The organism is Zarconia navalis LEGE 11467, from assembly GCF_015207075.1.
In the GTDB taxonomy this organism is placed as follows: domain Bacteria; phylum Cyanobacteriota; class Cyanobacteriia; order Cyanobacteriales; family Geitlerinemataceae; genus Zarconia; species Zarconia navalis.
Window position 1 is genome coordinate 1 of sequence record NZ_JADEXN010000040.1, and the last position, 16,123, is coordinate 16,123.

Consider the following 16,123-nt stretch of genomic DNA (forward strand, 5'->3'; position numbering starts at 1 on the left):
TGTTTTGAGTGGGGATACGCTTTTACAGGTAAGGATCGAGTTTGTCTTGCAAGAGTTGGATGAGTTCGGCATCCATATATCGATAGCGATCGCCGATATGCAGACAAATCGGATTTTTTCCCCGCAGTGCCTCGGGAAACTTGCGCCGCAAACTTTCGCTATGGCGCTTTTCCATCACGAAAATACGATCGGCCCAACCGAGCAATCCCGCAGTGACGCGTACCCGAGATCCTTTTTGAGTTCCCGCCGATTTCGCCACATAACCGGGAATATTATCGAATAACCGTTCTGCTGTCGGACTCCGCCACTGGTTTCGACTACAAATAAATAGAAGTTTGACCGGTTGAGTCATCGCGATCGTTCGTTAAACGTGATGGTTTCTAAGAGCAAAAAAGTGAATGTTACATTGGTCGTAGATGGGGATGGGGCGATCTCGCCATCCAGCGATCGTGCCACCGGTGGTTAACTCGAAAGAACTTAACCGATATCGCATCCCAATATTAACCGATTCGAGATCGTGCCATACCGTCAAGGATTCATCCAGACGAACGGCTTCAAGAATATCACCGCACTGCTGGGTTATTTGTGCGTCCTGCACTCAAAACTTTTCTCATCAAAAATTTCTAAAAAATTCCACATGTATAACTACACCGCTTACGGTCTGGGGATTCGCTCCGACTTCAAATTGCCGGGATTAATACCAGGAGATAGCACCGCTGATGCGGCGATCCGACGAGGTGAGGTCGATCGAACTCCATCCCAGACTCAGACCTCAGAAGACCTATTACTGCGTGTCAATCCCACAGAAGTCTGTTATGCGAGTCCCAACTTGGGTGCGGTTTCAGTGCGACAGGGCAAAGAAATAATTGTTGATGCTCATCCTAATATCAACGAGCGAGTGCTCGGTCAGTTTATTGTCGGGTTGCCCCTACCGATGCTCTTACACCAACGCAAGCTTCTCGTTCTCCACGCTAGTGCCGTTTCCGTCGGGGGTAGGGCGATCGCCTTTTTGGGACAATCCGGTCAGGGAAAATCCACCACTGCGGCTACATTGCACCAGCGCAACCATCCTTTGGTGACTGATGATGCTTTGGTGATTCAACTCGATGGGACATCGGATGCTGTGGTATTTCCCAGCTATCCACAACTGCGACTCTGGCCTCAATTGGTCACTTCGTTAGGGGAAACCCCAGAAAATTTGCCGACGGTTTTCCCCGATACGGAAAAGCGCTCGCGTTCTGTCGATCGTGGATTTTGCGCTCGGTCTTTGCCTCTAGAACGGATCTACGTCTTAAATGTAGGCGATCGCATGTCCATCGAACCCCTCGAACCAACTGTTGCTTTTCAAGCCATTATGGGTCAATCTTATCCAACCACAGAAATCTCGAAGGCAATGGGATTAGCCGAAGTGAAATTCGGACAGTGTATTGAACTGATTCGTCGCGTTCGCGTCTGCCAGCTGACTCGAATGCGGGATCTCTCGGCACTTTCGGAGTTGGCAAGAGCGATCGAAGAGGATATGGCGCAACCATCCCTATAACCTAGGTTCGGGATCGACCCAAACTCACCCTTGAGATTCTAGCGTTTGGCGATCGATCCAGGCGAAGCAAACTGGAGTTCGCCATAATATTGCAGGCTGGTTAAACGTCCGATCGTACAAAAAAAAGGCGCACGACCGACCGTGCGCCTATGCAAGCAATCATTTCATAAAACTAGGATTTGGGAATAAAAATTTCCCGTGCAGGAACAAAGCAAAGTCTCGATGCTATTTGCACAGCCCCGTCTCGGGATCGTAAGTGCCGATGGCGCAAGTTCCCGCTAATGCCGATGGGATTAGCGTAACTTCGCTGAGACGACCCATCCGCTTCATGGCAGGCTTTTGGTAAGGACGAATATTTGAGTTGAAATTGGTTTTCATGATTTATGGTGCTCCTTGCTTGACTCCGTAATTGTACGGTACGTACGTATTATTACGGCGGTATGCGTGTTATTACTGAATAGTATCCGAAGAAAGATGGAATATCTATATAGTTTTGATAAAGATAGCTATTTTTTTTTAAAGATCGAATAAATTTACTCGGTTCTATAATTCGATCGAGCGATAAATCCTTTTGAGTCAAGAGATTGCGAGTTTTTGAAATTAAACGCTCTCGATTACTTCAGCAGTAAAAGAGTGAAGTATTGGCTTTTGAGCATATCTCGATAGCTTTAAAAGCATAGTTAAAAATCTTCTCCCTTTAAGCATTCATTTCTGCCAACAGCGTTTAGATGCGAGCACCATAGATGTTGCTAAGGTAGAGAGTTTGATTGCGGTGAAAGATTTTATCCAAAAAAGCAACTTAGAGCCAGAGAAACCGTATCCAAATGCTGAGATTACGACCGATCGAATTAATTTTAGAACTGGCGAGCGCAATCGATTCAATTAATGCAGGGTTAGTCCGTGAAATTCAAGACCGTAGGTTGCAATCGCCTCAAGAAACGGTTGCAGTATCGGTGATAAGCTATCCGAACGCCATGTCATGACGATTTCTATCTCTACCGTTGAGGATTTCAACGGACGGTAAATCACACCAGGCTTTTCTATTCCTTGAATGGCAGATGGCAACAATGCTATTCCCATTCCAAGAGCAACAAATTCTAACGCCAGATGCAGATCGTCAGTCATCTGAGCGACTTTCGGGGTGAATCCAGCTTTGCTGCAAGCCTGAAGAATGACAGATGATAGACCCGAGTGAGGTCGCTCGAAACCCAAGCTGCTAAAGCTCGTATCGACAATAAACGGCTCGTTTGCTAGCTTTTCTAGATTGATATCAGGCTGAATACCTAGAGGATGAGTTTCCGGTAAGGCAAGAATTAAACCCTCTTTAAAGATTGTTTTGACGGCTAAATTTTCGGTCTGGGGTGGTGCGATCGCGAATCCAACCGGAAACTCTCCTTTTTGGAGTGCTTTTATCTGTTCGAGAGTACTGAGTCGTTTGAAGATGATTCTGACCTTCGGATAATACTTCTGATATCCTTTAATTAAAGCAAAAGCAAAGTTTGGCGCTAAAAAATTCTCTAATCCAACAATAATCTCGCCGCTTTCTCCACGCTCAACTTTTTGAGCTGTTTGCACGGCTTTTTCTAGACGCTCGAGAATCTGACAAGTTTCTCCTAAAAATATTTGACCGGCTTCGGTCAGTTGAATTCTAGGCTTGGTGCGATAAAACAGCTCGATACCTAAGTTCTGTTCGAGACGTTGAATTTTCCGACTGAGGACAGGTTGGGTAATATTAAGTTGCTCGGCAGCTTGACTGAAACTCAGCTTATTCGCGAGAAGAACAAATGTTTTTAGATGAGAAAATTCAATATTTTTCAGCATTATTTTTTAAGTTGATGCTTCAGTGTCAACCTCGATCGGCTAGATAAGTGCCAAAATATGCGAGCGATGAAGATGACTGCGATCGAAATCTAAAACATCTTACTTCTCCATTTAACGGATAAGGAAAACTGAGTTTAGATAAAAAGTTAGATTTTTGCGCACACCTTAAAAACAGTTTTTTCTTGCTAAATTAAAGTCTTAGACATAGCTGACTTTAATTTAATAGTCTTAAAACCGATCGTTAAAATCTATAGGAATGTGTATTTTGAATCGATCTATATTTTAATCGGTTTTTAACGATCGGATATTTGAGAATATTATGACTTTATTTGTTATTCTCAAACTTTACTCTCTAATTTTGAACGGCTATAGATGTTTGTTATTCATAGTATAGAGTAGATATAATGTTTTCCTTTTGAAGGGAAGACAGATCGATCGCAAAAAATATATATTTAAATAGTTTGTAAAATTATATAGGATTTATGAAAATCAGCTAAAAATCGCTTAGAGAGAACGAAAACTTAAGTTTGCGGTTCAATCGCTTTACTTGAATTTCTAACCTCTTAAAGCCTGACCCATGACGTTCTGTTCTATAGACAAACGGCAAACGATCTCTCAAAGATGAATTCGTATAAGTCCTAACTTTTGAAAACTGGATGGGTTCTTCGATCGGGTGTAGGAAAGTCAGTCTTTTGACCGCTTTGAGGGAACAGACTGACTTTCCAACCACTTGCAACTTCACACCCTAACGCTAACGTACCGGAAGCTGAATATATCCCCACTTGCTGCCTTCCAATCTCGCCTCGTAAATTGGACTCGCCGTACCGTCGTATCCTCCCAACCAATCGACCCATTGTCCGGAAATATCCACTCGTGCCATCCCTTCGGAAACATCGAATGCCGAGGCATATTGAGGTTCGATGACGATATTTCCATCCCGATCGATATAACCGAGCCAATCCCCAATTCTCACTCGCGCAAACCCTTCGGAAAACGGAAAACCTTCCCGGAATTCGGGTATGGTATCGCGGGAAATGACCATCGTTCCGGTGCGATCGAGATATCCCGAACCCCGATCGACCGAACCCACTCCCGCCAAACTTTCAGAAAAAGATCGAGCCGAATAAAACTGCGGTGCGATCTCCGTCTCTCCAGATCGATCGATGTAACCCCAGGTGTACCACAGCTGTTTATCGGCAAACTCAACGGCTGCCAATCCCTCAGAGAACGGTTGGGCTTTCTTAAACTGCGGTGCGATTGCGATCTGTCCGGTTTTATCGACGTAGCCGTATTTCCCATCAATTTCGATCGCCGCTAACCCTTCAGAAAAATCCAAAATCGGATGCTCTTGCAGGGAAATAGCCCAATTTCCAGCACCATCGATAAACCCAATGCGATCGGATCGTCCGCCTTCTAATTCAACCGTCACTCTTGCCAAACCATCGGCGAAGGGGGAAATTTGAACGTTGCCAACGGTTACCGAGGTGGGTAGCAAAGCTTGCACGTCGGCGCGAGTTATTTGCACTTGCAGGGTTCCGTCACGAGCGATAATCCCTTTTCCTGACGGCAGCGTCACGATCGCGCCTTCTTCGGAAAAGTCACCAGCCGCTTCAAATTGCGGCGCGATCGCCCAGTTACCTTGCGTATCGAGATAGCCCCATTTTCCACCATCTTTCACCGCAGCTAATCCTTGAGAGAAAGATTTTGCCTCCTCAAATTGGGGAGGAATAACATCATTACCGTTCGTATCGAGGTAGCCGTACGCATCCCCAACTTTTGCCAATGCCTAACCGTCGGCAAAAGAATCGACTCCGCCCATTTCCGGAACGATCGCCAAATCCAAATCTCCCCCGCCAATATATTCGACGGGAACGGTTCTGGCAAAACTACGCCCTTGACACATCATTGCGGCAATTTCCGCGCGTGTGGCGTTTCGAAGGGGATTCAGTTGTCGGGGGTTGGGATAATTAACAGCGATTCGCCCCAACGTGGCTGCGGCGATCGACTTTTGTGCCCACTGGGGAACGCCCTCGGCATCATCAAACTGCTGGTTGAGGAATTGGGTGGGGTTTTCGGGCACTCGAAAGTTGATGGCATTGGTAAGTACCACTAAGGACTGGACTCTGGGAATGGGGAGATCGGGTTGAAAGCGACCATCGGGATAGCCTGTAAATAAACCGTATTGGTACCCCTCCCCAATGGCATCGCGCGCCCAATGGGAAGCCGGAACATCGGGAAAGTCTCCGCCCCCCGATCTCGTACCCTGAGAGTGGTGAAAAAAGACCCGAGTGGTATTGAGGGCTAAGATGGCAAACTCGGCACGGGTGATACCCGCTTCGGGTTTGAAGCTGCCGTCGGGATAGCCGCTGACGAGATTCTGCTTAGCGAGGTGGCGAATGCAGGTTTCGTTCCAATGTCCGGTAATATCGGTAAATCCCCACGCAGCCAGCGTTCCCAAATTCCAGACGGCAGTGGCTGCGATCGCGATATTTCTTAATGGATTTCCAGTCGTTGCCATAGCCGAGCAGTTCCAAACCCTTCGTCAATATCTTACGATCGCATGACCTAAAAACTCGATTTGGAGAACTGTTAGCGAGAGCGAGATGTAAGCTGTTGATAGAGATCGAGCGTACCTTGAGATCGCTCGTCGAGGGGTGTGAAAGAGTTGGGATAGCTCAAATAGTAAAAGGCACACAGCCAACTTACTGCGAGTAGTAGGGTCTTAATTCGATTCATGATTCGTTTGCGATCTTGGGTTTGAGTCAATCGATGACGATACTCCCCTAATAGCAATAAAGAGAGATTTTACCCATGAGTTTGTCTTTACTCTTGGGCACTGGGAGCATTCAGGACGACTTCGCCTGTCTCTTTTCTCCGATTCGATCGGGACTTACGCACTTCTGAATTGGTGCTGAGTACCGTATTTTTACGGATATATTGTCTTGAATGCACCTTAGTTTAGAAAATCAGGCAATATTCTCAGTAAAATTATTGAGAATTTTAGGATATCGATTTTAGATTTAGACAAGTCAAATCGATTTCAAAGTCCTTATTTTTTGGTCATCATCAAAAAATATAAAGCTTTTCCCTAATTCAATTATCCAACAAAATTAGCTAAATAAAATTAAAGAAACCGTAAAATTTACATGCTCTGACGTATTGTGGCTCTTATATCGCTCTTTTTTGCGGTTTTAAGTTTCAATACAAAAATCAAAATTGAACGTAGAGTTTTATTTTAAGTTTTGTCTAAGCACACTTTACACTCGTGCTAATATAATATCTGAAAATCAAAAAAAACTTTAGTTTCATAGTTTCGATCGAGCGTGCAATGTCTCTAAAAAGTATTTCTATTTCACCTCAGACCGACCGCCCCCCGATCGGTTTAGTGATTCTTCTCCACGGTTGGGGTGCAAATGCTCGCGATCTAGCGGGTTTAGTACCCATGCTCGAACTTCCGAAATATCAATTTATGTGCCCGGACGCCCCCTTTTCCCACCCTCACGTCCCTGGAGGAAAAATGTGGTACGACCTGGAAAAAGAAGATCCCAGCGGACTTGAAAAAAGCCGACAATATTTGCAAGAGTGGTCGATGTCTGTGATAAGTCAAACCGGCGTTACTGTCAATCGAACTTTGCTCTGTGGATTTTCTCAAGGGGGTGCAATGACATTAGATGTGGGATGTACTCAGCCTTTTGCCGGACTCTTTTCCATGAGTGGCTACCTACATTCTCAGATACAGCCTCAAAACCAAACCTTTCCCCCCATTGCGATCGCCCATGGCAAACAAGATCCGGTCGTTCCTTTATCCGCTGCGATCGAAGCACGAACTCGACTATTAGAATTAGGAGCAACAGAAGAGTATCGAGAATATAATATGGGTCATGAAATTTGCCCGGACGAAATCACCTTTTTACGAGATTTTGCTCGAAAAGTCTTGCCCGAAGCTTAGTCAAATCCTCGCGACAAGATTTGGCAATCCTTCGAGGGTGAGAATTGCAAGCTTTCGAGTTTCGCCGAGCAAAGTTAAGTTATTCCATTAAGTTGTTGAGAAAGATTAACCCACCCGGTTGGCCATCATTTCGTACAGTATGATGTGTGATAAAGAGTCTGAACTAAACCGGTCAATTCACTCTGAAATACTTATAGGGGGAGGCTTAGTCAATGGCTACTTTATGTGATTCAACACAAAAAATTTCTAGTTTGACACCCACCGATGTCAAAGTTTTAGCAACTCGCCTTGAAGCCGACGATTATTCCAGCCCGTTTGAAGGACTCGATGATTGGCACTTCCTGCGGGCGATCGCACACCAGCGTCCCGAACTTGTCGAACCCTACCTATACTTATTAGAATTTGAAGCCTTCGATGAAGCTTGACGCTTCTTCACCTCAAATTTTAATTGGTATTACCGGCTCAATTGCAGCTTATAAAACCTGCGAGGTCATTTCGACCTTAGCTAAAGCTGGGGCAGATGTGAAGGTCATTCTCACGTCCTCCGCACAAGCATTCATCGGACCGGTGACCGTTGCTACCCTCAGCCGCCATCGGGCTTATACCGACGAGTGCTTCTGGAAGTCCGATTTTGGGCGACCCCTACACATCGAACTCGGGGAATGGGCCGATGTCTTCGCCATCGCCCCCCTGAGTGCCAATACCCTGGCGAAGCTTTCCATGGGAATGGCCGATAACCTGCTAACGAACACCGTTCTCGCTTCCACCTGCCCGATCGCCGTCGCCCCGGCGATGAATACCGATATGTGGCAGCAAGTGGCGGTGCAGCGCAACTGGAGGCAACTCCAAAACGACCCCCGATACCACATCATCGAACCGGGGGCGGGTATTCTGGCGTGCGATCGCGTCGGAACTGGGAGAATGGCCGAACCGACCGGCATCGTCGCCAATATCAAGTCTCTCCTTCATACGAGAGGAAAACGCGATTTAGCTGGCAAGCGTATTTTAATCAGTGCCGGGGGAACGCGGGAATATCTCGATCCGGTCAGGTTTATCGGTAATCCTTCCACAGGGAAAATGGGAATCGCCTTGGCAACGGCAGCCGCACATCGTGGGGCATCGGTGACGCTAGTTTGTGGTTGTGTCGAACCGACGTTACTGGCAGCTTTACCCAAAATGAAAACCATTTCTGTCACCACTGCATCAGAAATGGAAACAGCCTTACTTTCTGCCTTTCCCGATGCCGATTGGGTGGTAATGTCCGCAGCTGTTGCCGATGTCAAACCTGCCACTTACAGCCAGGAGAAATTACCCAAACCATCGCTACCCAACCCCCTTCCCCTCGAACCCGTACCAGATATTTTGGCGCAGTTGGCACAACTCAAACAGCCCCACCAAAAACTGATCGGATTTGCCGCCCAAACGGGTGATATCGAGACTCCTGCCCGAGAGAAGTTGAATCGAAAAAAATTGGATGCGATCGTTGCCAATCCGATCGATCGACCCGATGCGGGATTTGGTAGCAATACCAACGAAGCCATTATTTTGAGCGCCCGAGGCGATCGAGTGACGATCGAACCTTGTTCTAAACTCAAGCTTGCCCACCACCTATTCGATTTTCTCGATTGAATCCAAAAGGCTCGACATTGAAATCGATCCGCTACGATGGCAAAAAGAGTCGAATCGCCACCGGAAGGGTTATATCGCTTGTGGTTCAGCAACTTCCCAAATCCAATATTGTCGGGAAACGTTTTTGACTTATATTGAGCTGGGGGCGCAACAAGAAACCGAACGCCAGCGCGCAGAAGCTGCTCAAGCAGAGTTAGAAGCCCAAAGAGAGCGAATTGTCGCCTTGCCTTAGAAGGCCAGCTCAAAGCTATGGGGATAGAGCCAGGGGAAAAGTAATCTCAAGTTCAGTTAAATACTTACTTAGAATTTGAACTGGGGTCAGAAGAGAGAACAAGAAAGAGAACAAGGTTATTTAGTTTAAGAATTCCTGAAAACCCACCTAGGTTTTGCTTTTGACAAATTCTTTGATGTAAGTATCTATCGAAAGGTATATTTGTGGAAAACTAGTAACAAGATGAATATCTCTTTAGATAGAAGCTCGCCACAAAATTCCTAGATACAGTAAAAGAACCAATCAAAATCTGTAAAACAGAGTTAAAAAATCATGAGTATTGAAGATCGTGCTGAAGCCACAGCCAAAAATGTGGAAGGAAAAGCTCAAGAAGCATTAGGAAATGTAACCGGCGATCCCGGAGACCAAGCAGAAGGTAAAGCCAAGCAAGTTGAAGCCGAAGCAACTCACGCCAAAGAAGATGTCAAGGATGAAGTCAAAAAAGTAATCGACTAATTTCAAGATATCGAGCTTCTAATCATCAAGCTCTATTGAGTCGACTATTAGAGTTTTGTGTCCTGGACTCCATCCGAGCAATGTATTTTTGAAAAAATACATTGCTCGGAGTTTCTGTTATCTTCATCGTCACTATACTCTTCTTCATCTTACTTCTGGGCTAATTTATCCAGTTTTTCTCGCACAGCTAAAACAAAGAGCGATCGAATCAAGGACAAACAGGCAAGTCCGGATAAACCAAACGCCACAACTGCCCAGCTACTATAAGGACCCGTTAGTAAAATTGCTCCCGACAGGAGGGTAAATCCGGTCAAGCAAGCATACATCAAACTTTTAATCGCTAGGTGAATCCGTTTGAGGGCGCGATCGCTCTCGGGGGAACGCACCCGCACCTGCAATTCCCCTCGTTCGAGTCGAGCTTCCAAACGTTGAATCAAAACTTCTGCCGCACTGGGTCGATCGAATCGGGTTTTAATGAATGCCTGAGCCTGTCGTGTCAGTTCGATCGCTAAATTGCCGCGTCCTTTCGAGAGGGCAATACTTTTAACAAAAGGTCTGGCACAAGTGATTAGATTGTAATTACAATCGAGAGTTCGAGCTAGACCATCAAGAGTTCCTAACGCTTTCAAAATAAAAGTCATCTGAGCGGGCAAGCGAAAGGGTTGGCGATCGAACATCACCAATAGTTCTTCTTTGATTTCCGTAAGCTCTTGAAAATCAATGGGTTTTTCGCGAAACCGATCTAAAAGAAATTGCACTAAAGTTCGTACGGGAACCATATCCGACCCGCGTTCGATCAATCCCATAGAGAGCAGAGTATCGACCACTTCATCGGTATCTTTGCGCAAAACTGCAAAAAACGAGCGTGTCATTTCTTGCTTATTGAGAGTATTGATTTCGGCCATCATCCCGAAATCGTAGAAAATAATATTTCCCTCCGTTGTCACTGCCATATTTCCCGGATGGGGATCGACTTGGAAAAAGCCATCGATCAGAAGCTGTTTGAGATAGCAGCAAATGCCAACTTGATTGAGTTCTTTTAAGTCAATACCACAACTTTCTAAAGTCGATCGATCGTCTATTTTGATACCGGGGCAATAGTCTAGAGTTAAGACTTTTTCGGTGGTGTAGCGCCAGTAAACTTTCGGAACGACAACTCGAGAATTGCTCGCAAAATTTTCTCGAAATCGATCGGCATTTTTCCCTTCTTGTAGATAGTTTATTTCTTGATAGATCAGATCTCGAAACTCGTGATAGATCTCATCGAGATTGTATTGGCGCGAGCGAGGAAAAAAACGCTGACAAAACAGGACTAATTGATATAGCGCTTGAAAATCTAAATTAAATAATCGCTCCAGTCCCGGACGCTGTACCTTAACGACCACATCTTCCCCGGTATGCAATCGAGCTTTGTGGACTTGTCCCAAACTCGCTGCTGCAATGGGAAAGCGATCGAAATCGCGAAATAAAGCGTGAATGGAATTATTGAGTTCCGACTCAATTAGCGCGATTGCTTCAGTGGCACTAAACTCGGGAACTTTATCCTGAAGTCGTCCCAATTCTCGCACGTACTCCACCGGCAGCAAATCTCCGCGAGTCGAAAGTGCCTGTCCGATTTTGATAAACGTCGGCCCCAAATCCAACAGGGTTTTCACCAGCCACTTTGCCCGTCGTTCGCGGTGGGCGGAAGAATTGATGGAGCGTACCCGATCCCACCAAAGCGAGAACATCAAGCGAGCTGCCGCTCCAAAAATATCGATTTGACGGTTCGATAGCTTATATTTAGAGCGTTGCCAGCGCCACGAGCTAGCGGTCGCGTTGGTCAGCATAGAGTTGAAAAGTCTGGGTTGGGGACTGAGTCATGTTTGTTGCCCGATGGCTGCAATTCCTCGAAACGAGTACGAGAAACTGAAGGATTCAAGGGCGATCGGCACTACCATCATAGCCGCACTCTGATGGTAGTTGTCCCAGGAAACGGTCGATCGAACAGACTGTATTCGTTCGCCCGCGATACTTAACCTTAAGAAGGAGGTGGTGCTCGAAACGTGACTTCTTCAACAGCTCCTCGCTCTCCCATTTTCTCAGCTTCGGAACCATTATGGGTGATGAGTATCCCCCCAGCATTTCCTGCTGAGATCGTTAACTGCTCCTTAGCTTCCCAAGAGTGTGTTCCTTCTGAAAGCATTCCTTCAAAAGCCACTTCCCCATCCGCTTCCACCAGCACCCACGAAGCTTCAGTCACCGTCACGCCAACACGCACCGTTGACGAATCCGATCCCTCTCGACTCGCCGTTGCCACGATATTTGGCGTGGGTGGAGTTGATGGCGGCTTTTGCTGAGTGTCCGATGCTAGCGTTGTTTTCGGTAACTCTTGAGGCGCAGATGATGGATTTTCCGGAACTCTCGACTGTTCGATGGAATAGGAAAGACTCCGAACCGAAAAGACGATCAGAAAGATATACAGTAGATAGAGATGAATAGGACGTAACTGAGCTGCGGGCGAATCCCGCCAATTCATCTGCTTGGGTTGAATCTCAATTCCCGTCGGAAATTCTCGAGCAAAAGCCGCACCATTCAAACCCAAGGCATCGGCAAACCGTCGCAGCATTCCCTGAATATAGACCGGTTCGGGCAGTTGTTCGAGCTTTGCGTTCTCAATCGCCCCGAGGAGTCGCACCGGAATCATCGTGCGATCGGCGACTTCCTCCAAAGATAAATTCTGCTGCTCCCGATGCTCTCGCAGACGAGTTCCCATCTCGGCTAGTGCCAGAGTTGGGGTAAGTTCGCGGCTCGACTTTGCCCGCTCAGGAATTCCCAACCGGAGGTTTTTCAATCCAGGTAGTTTGCGAACGACCTTTTTCAAGACAACCGAGGTATTTTTCAACTTGGAAATTCCTTCCTTTACATTCATCTCCTGCGATCCTTGAGACCTAATAGCATATCTACTTTGATATTATGCCGATCTCGTGTCAAATTGGCTTAATTCTGAATGAGTTAGCGATCGATATTTCCCGAAAGACAATACTGACTGACCCCGACTTTGTAGCCGAATCGAACCAATGGCAACACGATGCAATTTGAGAACTGGGTATCCCAGCGCATCGGCGACGCGGCGGATTTGCCGATTCCTCCCTTCGTTTAACACCACTTCGATCTGCGTGCGTTCCGGAGAAACCCTCTGGAGAATCCTGACTCGTGCCGGTAAAGTTCTGCGCGAGTCGAGGTCAATCCCTTCTCGCCATGCTCGTAAAACCGAATCGGGAGGGCTGCCTTGGAGCCAAACTCGATAGGTTTTAGAGATGCAATGCCCTGGATGAGTCAGACGAAACGTCAACGCTCCGTCATTAGTGAGAATTATGGCTCCGGTGGACTCCGCATCCAAGCGCCCGACCGGGTGAATTCCCCGTCCTCGACGCAAGCGACCCGGCAACAGATCTAAAACTGTCTTTCGCCCTTGAGGATCGTGGCAGGTTGAAACGACTCCCATCGGTTTGTTCAATAACAAATAAATGGGTTTCGGGGGATTCGCTTTGATGGTAATGCCATCGACTTCAATGCGATCGCGTGCGGGGTCAGCTTTGCTACCTAACCCGACCACGTTCCCATTAAGCCGCACCCGTCCGTCTTCAATCATCTGTTCCGACCGACGTCGCGAGGCAATTCCCCATTGGGAAAGCAGTTTTTGCAGCCGTTCCTCCACAATTTTATCTAAAGGTACGCAGACCTAACATCAACACTTCGACTCACTACGTACAAATATTACAAGAGCAAGCCAAAATTGAGGAGATTCTTCGCGAAAAATTCTCAAAAAATTGGAAAATTGCCGAGTCTCGGCGCGCGATCGACACATTGGCAATCTTGTCTCGACCCTGCCAAAAATCTATAGACTTTCTCACAAATCTCCGCCGATCTACACTACGATCGTGTATGGTGCATAGTCTATTATCTCCCTGGGTCGCTTGGCGAACCCAAGGGCGGGTGGCTGCCCAACTCCGATTAGCGATCTTGATTACCTTTCATGCAAAGCGAAGCTTTCAGTGAGCTGTTTCCCCTTTTCAGTGCAGGCAACCCAGAAACCCTAGAGTGGCTGCTCTCCATCGCGGACGAGCACGCGTACCCTCCCAGTCGAGCCGTACTGATGGAAGATGCCTGGGGCAATGCCGTTTATTTTATCGTTTCTGGCTGGGTCAAAGTCCGACGACTTTCCGGGCAAGATGCCGCAACCCTAGCAATTTTAGGTCAGGGAGACTTCTTCGGAGAAATGGCGATTCTTGATGAGTCTCCCCGTTCGACGGATGTTATTGCTCTTAGCCAGGTCAAACTCGTGAGTGTATCCGCTCAACGATTCATTCAAACTCTGTTCAAAGACTCTCAACTCCATCATCGGATGCTGCAACTGATGGTTCGGCGGTTGCGTCAAACCAACTTGCGCCTTCAGATGCGAAATCGCCCGCCAGCGGTTCAACTTGCTCGCACTTTGGTTACCCTTGCCGAAAATTATGGCGAGAAAACCCAGAAGGGAACCCAGATTTACAATATCGATTTTAAAGATTTGGCTGATGTGACGGATATTGGCATCGAAGAAACCCGAAAAATAATGGAGAAGCTGGTTGCCAAAGGCTGGCTGACCATTGATGCCCCTCACGAAGCCATGTATTTGACGAACCTCAGGCAATTATCTCACTTAGCCGGGCATATGGGTTGAGATAAAGGTGACTCGAACCGAGACGGGAGATTGAATCGCAATGAGGGATGTGCGGAGTGCGGCGCGAAAGGGATTACACTCGGGAAAGAAAAGCGAGCGTGCTTTGGTTGCATTCCTTGATGTTTTTTCCTCGGGGCGATCGCTTTGGTTTGATGCCGATAACTGAAATCCCAATTTCATGAGAGAAGCGAATCCCGTCTCAACTGCTCGATCCTCTACTGCCGTGTCCATCGCGTACCAAGTGGCCATGTCGCAGCCAGAGTCGCATTTATTTGAAGTGACTCTGACCGTAACGGGTTGGCAGAGTGATTTCTTGGACCTCAAGCTTCCGGTGTGGACTCCCGGTTCGTATCTGGTGCGGGAATATGCCAAGCACTTGCAAGATTTTCGGGTCGCCACCATTGAAGGAAACCCCTTGTCCTGGCAAAAGATTAGCAAGAATCACTGGCAAATCGAAACGGGAGAGATTTCTGGGGTGGTGGTGCGATATCGGATCTTTGCTGCCGAACTCACCGTCCGTACCAATCACTTGGACTCGACCCACGGCTATTTTAACGGCGCGGCACTGTTCTTTTTTATTCCCGGATTCGATCGCATCCCCATCGACGTGACGATCGTTCCTCCCCAAATCCATTGGCAAATCGCCACCACTTTGCCCGAAATTGCCCCGTATCGCTTCCAATCGCCAGATTTCGATACTCTAGTCGATAGTCCATTTGAAATCGGTACTCACGCCAAATACGAGTTTCAATCTGTCGGTAAACCCCACGAATTTGCAATTTGGGGACGGGGAAATCTCGATGCCGAGAAAACGATCGCCGACACCGATCGTATTATTCAGGTGGAAGCCGAAATATTTGGCGGTTTGCCCTACGATCGCTACTTGTTTCTACTCCATCTCTCTGCTGGGGGGTTTGGAGGGTTGGAGCATAAAAATAGCTGCTCTTTGAACTACCCTCGATTGGGATTTCGCCAACCCGATCGATATAATCGCTTCATGCAGTTAGTCGCCCATGAATTTTTCCACTTATGGAATGTAAAGCGAATTCGTCCTAAAGCCTTAGAAACTTTTGATTACGAACGGGAAAACTACACGCCGTCGCTGTGGTTTTGTGAAGGAATTACCAGTTACTACGATACGGTAATTCCCTATCGCGCCAAAATTTACGATGTCAAAACGTTCTTAAAAATTATCAGTCAAGATATTACCCGGTTTCTGACAACGCCCGGTCGGCACGTCCAACCGTTGAGCGAGTCGAGTTGGGATGCTTGGATCAAACTATACCGTCGAGATGCGAATAGCGATAACAGCCAGATTTCTTACTATCTTAAGGGCGAAATAGTGGCTTTATTGTTAGAATTAAAAATTCGCAATAATAGTCGAAATAAAGTCTCTCTCGATGATGTGATGCGTCGGATGTGGCAACAGTTTGGGAAAGATGAGGTGGGATTTTCTCCCACTCAGTTGCAGGAAGTTTTTGAATCGGTGGCTGGGGAGAAACTCGATGATTTCTTCGAGTGCTACCTACACGGCACAGAAGAGTTGCCCTTGGGAGAATACTTATCATATTTCGGTCTGAGAATCGAGAACGATGGTGCCGAACAGCCACCCTTTTTAGGATTGAAAGCGATCGCCAAAAACGATCGGGAGATCGTACAGTTCGTAGAAGTCAATTCTCCCGCACAGCAGGCAGGAATTGAAGCAGGAGATGAGATACTCGCCATTGCTGGCTTGCGTATCGGTGGCGAGAA

At 47.0% G+C, this 16,123-nt stretch carries 18 protein-coding genes; 7 read left to right on the forward strand and 11 right to left on the reverse strand.

The window, feature by feature from the left end; translation table 11 throughout:
- Positions 1-22: 22 nt before the first annotated feature.
- Complete coding sequence (locus IQ235_RS03695) at positions 23-352, reverse strand: low molecular weight protein tyrosine phosphatase family protein (protein WP_264320146.1); 330 nt, start codon at positions 350-352, stop codon at positions 23-25.
- A gap of 12 nt (positions 353-364) precedes the next feature.
- Positions 365-598 carry a hypothetical protein gene (locus IQ235_RS03700; protein WP_264320147.1) on the reverse strand — a complete coding sequence of 78 codons (234 nt, stop codon included), beginning with the start codon at positions 596-598 and terminating at the stop codon, positions 365-367.
- Positions 599-637: 39 nt separating this feature from the next.
- On the opposite strand from IQ235_RS03700, the gene IQ235_RS03705 reads away from it, so the two are divergent.
- Complete coding sequence (locus tag IQ235_RS03705; RefSeq protein ID WP_264320148.1) at positions 638-1,540, forward strand: phosphoenolpyruvate carboxykinase (ATP); 903 nt, start codon at positions 638-640, stop codon at positions 1,538-1,540.
- 225 nt (positions 1,541-1,765) lie between these two features.
- On the opposite strand, the gene IQ235_RS03710 is transcribed toward IQ235_RS03705, so the two are convergent.
- From IQ235_RS03710 to IQ235_RS03730, 5 genes are all read right to left on the reverse strand, one after another.
- On the reverse strand, positions 1,766-1,918 hold the full coding sequence (locus IQ235_RS03710; RefSeq protein WP_264320149.1) for a hypothetical protein: 153 nt from the start codon (positions 1,916-1,918) through the stop codon (positions 1,766-1,768).
- 504 nt (positions 1,919-2,422) lie between these two features.
- Positions 2,423-3,361, reverse strand: a complete 939-nt coding sequence (locus IQ235_RS03715; RefSeq protein ID WP_264320150.1) for a LysR substrate-binding domain-containing protein — start codon at positions 3,359-3,361, stop codon at positions 2,423-2,425.
- Between the two features lie 751 nt (positions 3,362-4,112).
- Entirely contained in the window at positions 4,113-5,144 is a 1,032-nt protein-coding gene (locus IQ235_RS03720; RefSeq protein ID WP_264320151.1) for a WG repeat-containing protein, read from the reverse strand.
- Positions 5,145-5,147: 3 nt separating this feature from the next.
- Positions 5,148-5,879, reverse strand: coding sequence for an S-layer homology domain-containing protein (locus tag IQ235_RS03725; RefSeq protein ID WP_264320152.1), 732 nt, complete (start codon positions 5,877-5,879; stop codon positions 5,148-5,150).
- A 71-nt stretch (positions 5,880-5,950) separates the two neighbouring features.
- Complete coding sequence (locus IQ235_RS03730) at positions 5,951-6,097, reverse strand: hypothetical protein (RefSeq protein WP_264320153.1); 147 nt, start codon at positions 6,095-6,097, stop codon at positions 5,951-5,953.
- Positions 6,098-6,689: 592 nt separating this feature from the next.
- Here IQ235_RS03730 and IQ235_RS03735 point away from each other — a divergent pair.
- From IQ235_RS03735 to IQ235_RS03750, 4 genes are all read left to right on the forward strand, one after another.
- The gene (locus IQ235_RS03735; RefSeq protein ID WP_264320154.1) at positions 6,690-7,310 is read left to right on the forward strand and encodes an alpha/beta hydrolase; all 621 of its coding nucleotides are present in this window, start codon (positions 6,690-6,692) and stop codon (positions 7,308-7,310) included.
- A gap of 212 nt (positions 7,311-7,522) precedes the next feature.
- Positions 7,523-7,735: a protein IsiD gene (isiD, locus tag IQ235_RS03740; protein ID WP_264320155.1), complete on the forward strand. Its 213-nt coding sequence runs from the start codon at positions 7,523-7,525 to the stop codon at positions 7,733-7,735.
- Positions 7,725-8,939, forward strand: coding sequence for a bifunctional phosphopantothenoylcysteine decarboxylase/phosphopantothenate--cysteine ligase CoaBC (gene coaBC, locus IQ235_RS03745; RefSeq protein WP_264320156.1), 1,215 nt, complete (start codon positions 7,725-7,727; stop codon positions 8,937-8,939). The genes isiD and coaBC overlap by 11 nt, the downstream gene beginning before the upstream one ends.
- Before the next feature lie 544 nt (positions 8,940-9,483).
- The gene (locus IQ235_RS03750) at positions 9,484-9,666 is read left to right on the forward strand and encodes a CsbD family protein (protein WP_264320157.1); all 183 of its coding nucleotides are present in this window, start codon (positions 9,484-9,486) and stop codon (positions 9,664-9,666) included.
- A 149-nt stretch (positions 9,667-9,815) separates the two neighbouring features.
- On the opposite strand, the gene IQ235_RS03755 is transcribed toward IQ235_RS03750, so the two are convergent.
- From IQ235_RS03755 to IQ235_RS03765, 3 genes are all read right to left on the reverse strand, one after another.
- Positions 9,816-11,495, reverse strand: coding sequence for an ABC1 kinase family protein (locus IQ235_RS03755; RefSeq protein WP_264320158.1), 1,680 nt, complete (start codon positions 11,493-11,495; stop codon positions 9,816-9,818).
- Between the two features lie 191 nt (positions 11,496-11,686).
- Positions 11,687-12,577 carry a helix-turn-helix domain-containing protein gene (locus IQ235_RS03760; RefSeq protein ID WP_264320159.1) on the reverse strand — a complete coding sequence of 297 codons (891 nt, stop codon included), beginning with the start codon at positions 12,575-12,577 and terminating at the stop codon, positions 11,687-11,689.
- A gap of 42 nt (positions 12,578-12,619) precedes the next feature.
- Positions 12,620-13,366, reverse strand: a complete 747-nt coding sequence (locus IQ235_RS03765; protein WP_264320160.1) for a pseudouridine synthase — start codon at positions 13,364-13,366, stop codon at positions 12,620-12,622.
- Between the two features lie 318 nt (positions 13,367-13,684).
- Between IQ235_RS03765 and IQ235_RS03770 the strand changes: the two genes are divergently transcribed.
- Positions 13,685-14,371: a Crp/Fnr family transcriptional regulator gene (locus IQ235_RS03770; protein ID WP_264320161.1), complete on the forward strand. Its 687-nt coding sequence runs from the start codon at positions 13,685-13,687 to the stop codon at positions 14,369-14,371.
- Here IQ235_RS03770 and IQ235_RS03775 read toward each other — a convergent pair.
- On the reverse strand, positions 14,351-14,620 hold the full coding sequence (locus IQ235_RS03775; RefSeq protein ID WP_264320163.1) for a hypothetical protein: 270 nt from the start codon (positions 14,618-14,620) through the stop codon (positions 14,351-14,353). The genes IQ235_RS03770 and IQ235_RS03775 overlap by 21 nt on opposite strands.
- Here IQ235_RS03775 and IQ235_RS03780 point away from each other — a divergent pair.
- A partial coding sequence (locus tag IQ235_RS03780; RefSeq protein ID WP_264320162.1) for a M61 family metallopeptidase occupies positions 14,550-16,123 on the forward strand: 1,574 nt, incomplete at its 3' end. The genes IQ235_RS03775 and IQ235_RS03780 overlap by 71 nt on opposite strands.